Consider the following 6,212-nt stretch of genomic DNA (forward strand, 5'->3'; position numbering starts at 1 on the left):
CCGGGCCTGGTCGTCGCCCCCGCCGACGGATTGATCTGCCTCATTGAGGAAGCCGCGCCGCCGGCCGAACTCGGTTTACCCCCAACACCATTGCCCCGCATCAGCATCTTCTTGTCGGTCTTCGACGCTCACGTGCAGCGGGCCCCGATCAGTGGTGAGGTCGTCGCGGTCGAGCATCGCCCGGGCTTGTTCGGCTCGGCTGAGCTGGAAGCCGCCAGCGAGGACAACGAACGAAACAGCGTGCTGATCCGCGCCGCCGACGGCGTCGAGGTGATCGCCGTACAAATCGCCGGTCTGGTGGCGCGACGCATCGTGTGCGAGGCGCAGGTCGGCGACGAACTCGCGATCGGGCAGACCTACGGGCTGATCCGTTACGGGTCGCGGCTGGACACATACCTGCCTGCCGGATCGCGCATCCTGGTGACTGTGGGGCAGCGCGCGTTGGCGGGTGAGACGGTCTTGGCCGAGCTGGAGTCCGATGTCGCCGGTCGGGCGGCTCCGGCATGATCCGGCCCCGCATCAAGCGCTCCGTCGTCAGCCTGCGCATCCTGCCCAGCGCGATGACGGTCGCCGCAATCTGTCTCGGGCTGAGCGCGGTCAAGATGGCGCTGGACGACCGGCCGACCGAGGCGATGGCGTTCCTGGCGGTCGCCGCGATACTGGATGCGCTCGACGGCCGCATCGCGCGCGCTCTGGGGGCGACGTCACGGATGGGCGAGGAGATCGATTCGCTCGCCGATGCCGTGAACTTCGGCGTCGCACCGGCTTTCATCGTCTACGGGACGCTGCTGTCCAAGTCCGAGGTCGGCTGGATCGTGGTGCTGGTGTACGCGGTGTGCATCGTACTGCGCCTGGCCCGATTCAACGCGATGCTCGATGTCGACAAACCGGACTACGAGAAGAAGTACTTCGTCGGCATGCCCGCCCCGGCGGGCGCGATCGGCGCGATCGGTCCGCTGGCCGCCAAAATGCAGTTCGGCGACGGCTGGTGGACCTCGGAACCCGCCGTCGTGATCTGGATGCTCGGCGTCTCGGTGCTGGTGGTCAGCACGATCCCGATGCGCAAGATCCACACGTTCTCGGTGCCGCCCAACATGGTCGCGCCGCTGCTGGCACTCGTGGCGATCGGCGTCGCCGCCGCGATCCTTTACGGCTACCTGGTGATCCTCATCATCATCGCCGCTTACGTCCTGCACATCCCGTTCGCCATCCGCACCCGCCGGTTTTTGGCCGCGCACCCCGAGGTCTGGGATGACAAACCACGCCAGCAGCGCGCCGCCCGCCGGGCCATCCGCCGGGCCCAGCCACACCGCCGGTCGGTGATGCGCCTGGGCCTGCGCCGACCCGGCTCTCGACATGACTGAACTGCAGGCCGACCGGCCGGCTCCCCGCGCACATCTCACGCTGACCGCGCGGTTGAACACCTCGGCGCTCGACTCACGCAGAGGTGTGGTTCGCCTGCATCCGGAAGCCATTGCCGCGCTGGGTATCCGCGAGTGGGATGCGGTGTCGCTGACGGGTTCGCGCACCACCGCCGCGGTGGCCGCCGAGGCGCCCGCCGGTGTTCCCGCGGGCACCGCGCTGCTCGACGACGTCACGCTGTCGAATGCCGGGCTGCGGGAGGACACCACCGTGCTCGTCGCACCCGTGACGGTTTACGGCGCGCGGTCGGTGACGTTGTCCGGCTCCCGGCTGGCCAGCCAGTCGATTTCGCCGGCCACGCTGCGACAAGCGTTGCTGGGCAAGGTGATGACGGTCGGCGACACGGTGTCGCTGCTGCCTCGGGAGCTGGGGCCCGACATCCCGTCCTCGCGCGCAACCGCGGCGCTTGCCTCGTCGGTCGGCATCACCTGGACCTCTGAACTGTTGACGGTGACCGGCACCGACCCCTCCGGACCCGTGAGCGTGCAACCCAATTCGGCGGTCTGCTGGGCTGACGGCGCACCGTCCGAATCCGTCGCGCCGACGTCGGACGCCGCGACCGGTCAGGTGGTGGTGACCACACCGGATAAATCGCAACCGGCGTTGAGCGTCGACGACCTCAAGGGTGCTCAAGCCGAGGCCCAGCGCCTCACCGAATGGCTCAAGCTCGCGCTCGATCAGCCCGAGCTACTTGAAACACTGGGCGCCACAGCCAATCTCGGTGTTCTGGTGTCGGGTCCCGCCGGTGTCGGCAAGGCCGCGCTGGTGCGCGCCGTCTGTGCCGACCGGCGACTGGTCGAACTCGACGGACCGGAGGTCGGCTCGCTGCGCGCCGAGGACCGGAAGGCGAGCGTGGCGTCGGCGGTGGCCACCGTCCGCGACGGCGGCGGAGTGCTGTTGGTCACCGACATCGACGCCCTGCTGCCGGCCGACGCAGAGCCGGTGGCCACGCTGATCCTCACCGAACTCCGCAACGCGGTCGCGACCCGGGGTGTCGCGTTCGTCGCGACGTCACAGCAGCCCGACAACGTCGACGCCCGGCTTCGTGCACCCGACCTGTGTGACCGCGAGCTCGGGCTGAGCCTGCCCGACGGCGCGATCCGCAAGCAGCTGCTCGAGGTGCTGTTGCGCGAGGTGCCGGCCAAGGATCTCAACCTCGACGAGATCGCCGAGCGCACACCGGGTTTCGTGGTCGCTGACCTGGCCGCGCTGGTCCGCGAGGCGGCGCTGCGGGCGGCGGCGCGCGCCAGCGCCGACGGTGAGCCGCCCGCCCTGGTCCAGGACGACCTGCTGGGCGCCACGACGGTCATCCGCCCGCTGTCGCGGTCGGCCACCGAAGAGGTGTCGGTCGGCTCGGTGACGCTCGACGACGTCGGCGACATGGCCGACACCAAGCAGGCGCTCACCGAGGCGGTGCTGTGGCCGCTGCAGCACCCCGACACCTTCGCGCGGCTCGGCGTGGCGCCGCCCCGCGGTGTGCTGCTCTACGGGCCGCCTGGTTGCGGCAAGACCTTCGTGGTGCGGGCGCTGGCCAGTTCGGGGCGGTTGTCGGTGCACGCCGTCAAGGGCGCCGAACTGATGGACAAATGGGTCGGCTCGTCGGAGAAGGCCGTGCGCGAACTGTTCCGGCGCGCCCGCGACTCGGCGCCGTCGCTGGTGTTTCTCGACGAGATCGATGCGCTCGCGCCGCGGCGCGGTCAGAGCTTCGACTCGGGCGTCACCGACCGCGTCGTCGCCGCGCTGCTGACCGAACTCGACGGCATCGAACCGCTGCGCGACGTGGTGGTGGTCGGCGCGACGAACCGGCCCGATCTGATCGACCCGGCACTGCTGCGTCCCGGCCGGTTGGAGAAGCTGGTATTCGTCGAACCGCCCGACGCCGAGGCCCGTCGCGAGATCCTGCGGACGGCGGGCAAGTCCGTTCCGCTGGCCTCACAGGGTGAGCAGGCCGTCGACCTCGACGCGCTGGCGGCGGATCTCGACGGCTACAGCGCCGCCGACTGCGTCGCGCTTCTGCGCGAGGCCGCGCTGACCGCGATGCGGCGCTCGATCGACGCCGCCGACGTCACCGCCGCGGACGTCGCGGCCGCACGCGAGGCGGTGCGCCCGTCGCTGGACGCCGCGCAGGTCGAGTCGCTGCGGGCGTTCAACGCGTCGCGCTGAACGCTTGACCTTTCTTGCGCCGAACGTGGATTACCCGCACACATTCGGCGTCCAAAACGTGCGGGTAACCCACGTTCGCGCCAAACAACGGGCGGCATATCTTGACAGTGGCTAGTTCCAAGTGGCATAGTCGTACGCAGAACTTGTCAGTGTCAAGATCGAGGAGGTCGCCGTGACTGCACCCATCGCGTCCGTTGTCCGCGCGGGAGACCCCGACCGCGAGAGGACCGCACATCTGCTCGGCCTGGCCCTGGCGCAGGGTTACCTCGATATGACGGAGTACGAGAGCCGGCTGCAGACCGCGTTCGCCGCCGCCACCCGCGCGGACCTGCACGCTCTCACCGCAGATCTACCGTCGGCTCACTTGCGTCGCAACGATCCCCGCCGCCGCGAGGCGCTACGCCGGGCGGCTCGCCGCAGCGTTCAATTCCACCTCACGGGCTACGTCGCCGGGTCGCTGCTGATGCTCGGTATCTGGCTGGTGGTTGGACTGACCGCGGGCTCCTGGTACTTCTGGCCGGTCTGGCCGATCCTGGGCTGGGGCATCGGCGTCATCTGCCATGCCGCTCCGGCGCTGGCTCACGGCTCGATCAGTCCCGCGCGGATCGCGTAGCGGCTCGACGCTGCCGCGCTCCCTGTTGGCCTGGGCATATGCGCGACTGCAGCGCTCCTGAGCGTTTTACGATCGGGCCGGCGCCGACCACCCGGAGGTCGGTGGAGTCAACGGCGGGGCATAGTAGCGCCGATCGGCCCACGTAGAATGCAAATCACCGAAGCCTTACTCGGCTGACACCCCGACCATCAGTTCTCCGGTTGGCGGCCGCGTGCTGACCAACCCAACCGATCGGAGTGCCCTGCTCGCCGTCCTGCTCGCCCACGCGGTCGCCACCGCGCTGGCGCCCCTGCTTGTCCACAAGTGGGGGCGCAAGGCCTTTTATCCGCTGGCGCTGGTGCCGCTTCTGTCACTGGTGTGGGTGGCGCAGAACTGGCCGTCGGCCGGGCGGTCGAGCACCGTCGACGTGCCGTGGGTGCCCGAGCTGTCGATGGACATCACGCTGCGCTTCGACACGCTCGCCGCGATCATGAGCGTGCTGGTGCTCGGCATCGGCGCGCTGGTCCTCTTCTACTGCGCCGACTACTTCCAGCACCACGACGGGCGCATCGAGAACCGGTTGCCGAGTTTCGCGGCCGAACTGGTCGCGTTCTCCGGCGCGATGTTCGGACTCGTCACCAGCGACAACCTGCTGATGCTCTATGTGTTCTGGGAAATCACCTCGGTGCTGTCGTTCCTTCTGGTCGGCCACTACGCCGAACGCATCACCAGCAGGCGGGCGGCGACCCAGGCGTTGCTCGTCACGACGTTCGGCGGCCTGGCGATGCTGGTGGGCATCATCGTGCTCGGCAACATGGCGGGCACCTACCTGCTCTCCGAGCTCCTCGAATCACCGCCGACGGGGGTGGCGGCGTCGGTCGGGCTGGTGCTCATTCTCGTCGGCGCCCTGTCGAAGTCGGCGATCGTTCCGCTGCACTTCTGGCTACCGGGCGCGATGGCCGCACCGACCCCGGTCAGCGCGTATCTGCACGCCGCGGCGATGGTCAAGGCCGGCGTTTACCTGATCGCGCGCATGAGCCCCAGTTTCGCCGACTCCCCGGTGTGGCGCCCCATGGTGGTCTCACTCGGCCTGCTGACCATGTTGCTGGCCGGTTGGCGCGCGGTACGCGAGTACGACCTGAAGTTGATCCTGGCCTTCGGCACGGTGAGCCAACTGGGGCTGATCACCGTCATGGTCGGCAGCGGTGGCAGCGACATGATGCTCGGCGGCCTTGCGATGCTGGTCGCACACGCCATGTTCAAGGCGGCGCTGTTCATGGTCGTCGGCATCATCGACCACGCCACCGGAACCCGCGACATCCGCAGACTGGCCTGGCTCGGCGACAAGTCGCGACCGCTGTTGATCATCGCCGTCGGCGCGTCTGCCAGCATGGCGGCCCTACCGCCGTTCTTCGGCTTCGTCGCCAAGGAAGCCGATTTGGCAACCGTGCTGTACACCCCCACCCTCGGAGCCTTCGCCCCGCTGGTGCTGGCGGGCATCGTGATCGGCTCGGTGTTCACCACCATCTACAGCCTGCGTTTCCTGTTCGGCGCGTTCGGCCGCAAGGGGCAGCCCGAACCGAGCACCCGCGTCGCCGAGATGCACCGCCCCGAGCGCACGTTCATGATCGCTCCGGGCATCCTCGCGGCAGCGGGGTTGGCCTTCGGGATCTGGCCTGTCGGGATCGGCGGCGTGCTGGAGGATTACGCCGATACGGTGCCCGCCGGCAACAACGAGTACCACCTGGCGCTGTGGCACGGCGTGAACTTGCCACTGCTGTTGTCGGTGCTGGTGATCGCCACCGGAGTGGCCGCGTTCGTGGGCCGTGAGCGATTGCGCCGGTTGCGCACGATGCGCGAACCACTGGGCAACGCCGACCACGTGTACGACGCCGTGATCCGCCGGCTCGACCTGTGGGCGGTGGAACTCACCGCTGTCACCCAGCGTGGTTCGATCCCGGCCACCCAATCGGCGATCCTGACGACGCTCGTGCTGGTGCCGACGATCGCGCTCGCAGTAGGTGCGCGCGACCGC

At 69.0% G+C, this 6,212-nt stretch carries 5 protein-coding genes; all 5 read left to right on the top strand.

Translation table 11 applies throughout. From position 1 onward, the window contains the following. Nucleotides 1–507, top strand: a 507-nt coding sequence (locus AU072_RS21775; protein WP_064415704.1) for a phosphatidylserine decarboxylase, incomplete at its 5' end; no start/stop codon positions are given. Next, a complete protein-coding gene (gene pssA / locus AU072_RS21780; RefSeq protein WP_064415705.1) occupies nucleotides 504–1,364 on the top strand; it encodes a CDP-diacylglycerol--serine O-phosphatidyltransferase in 861 nt (286 codons plus the stop codon). The genes AU072_RS21775 and pssA, both read left to right, overlap by 4 nt. Continuing rightward, nucleotides 1,357–3,585, top strand: coding sequence for an AAA family ATPase (locus AU072_RS21785; protein ID WP_064415706.1), 2,229 nt, complete (start codon nucleotides 1,357–1,359; stop codon nucleotides 3,583–3,585). Before pssA ends, AU072_RS21785 begins: the two co-directional genes overlap by 8 nt. Before the next feature lie 172 nt (nucleotides 3,586–3,757). After that, nucleotides 3,758–4,198: a DUF1707 domain-containing protein gene (locus AU072_RS21790; RefSeq protein WP_064415707.1), complete on the top strand. Its 441-nt coding sequence runs from the start codon at nucleotides 3,758–3,760 to the stop codon at nucleotides 4,196–4,198. Nucleotides 4,199–4,439: 241 nt separating this feature from the next. Next, on the top strand, nucleotides 4,440–6,212 hold a 1,773-nt coding region (locus AU072_RS21795; protein WP_268875381.1), incomplete at its 3' end, for a proton-conducting transporter transmembrane domain-containing protein.

Source organism: Mycolicibacterium novocastrense (assembly GCF_001499835.1).
Taxonomy (GTDB): Bacteria; Actinomycetota; Actinomycetes; order Mycobacteriales; family Mycobacteriaceae; genus Mycobacterium; species Mycobacterium novocastrense.

Excerpts from the sequence above, each read along its gene's own strand:
- pssA (WP_064415705.1), top strand. The coding sequence starts at position 504 with ATGATCCGGCCCCGCATCAAGCGCTCCGTCGTCAGCCTGCGCATCCTG.
- AU072_RS21785 (WP_064415706.1), top strand. The coding sequence starts at position 1,357 with ATGACTGAACTGCAGGCCGACCGGCCGGCTCCCCGCGCACATCTCACG.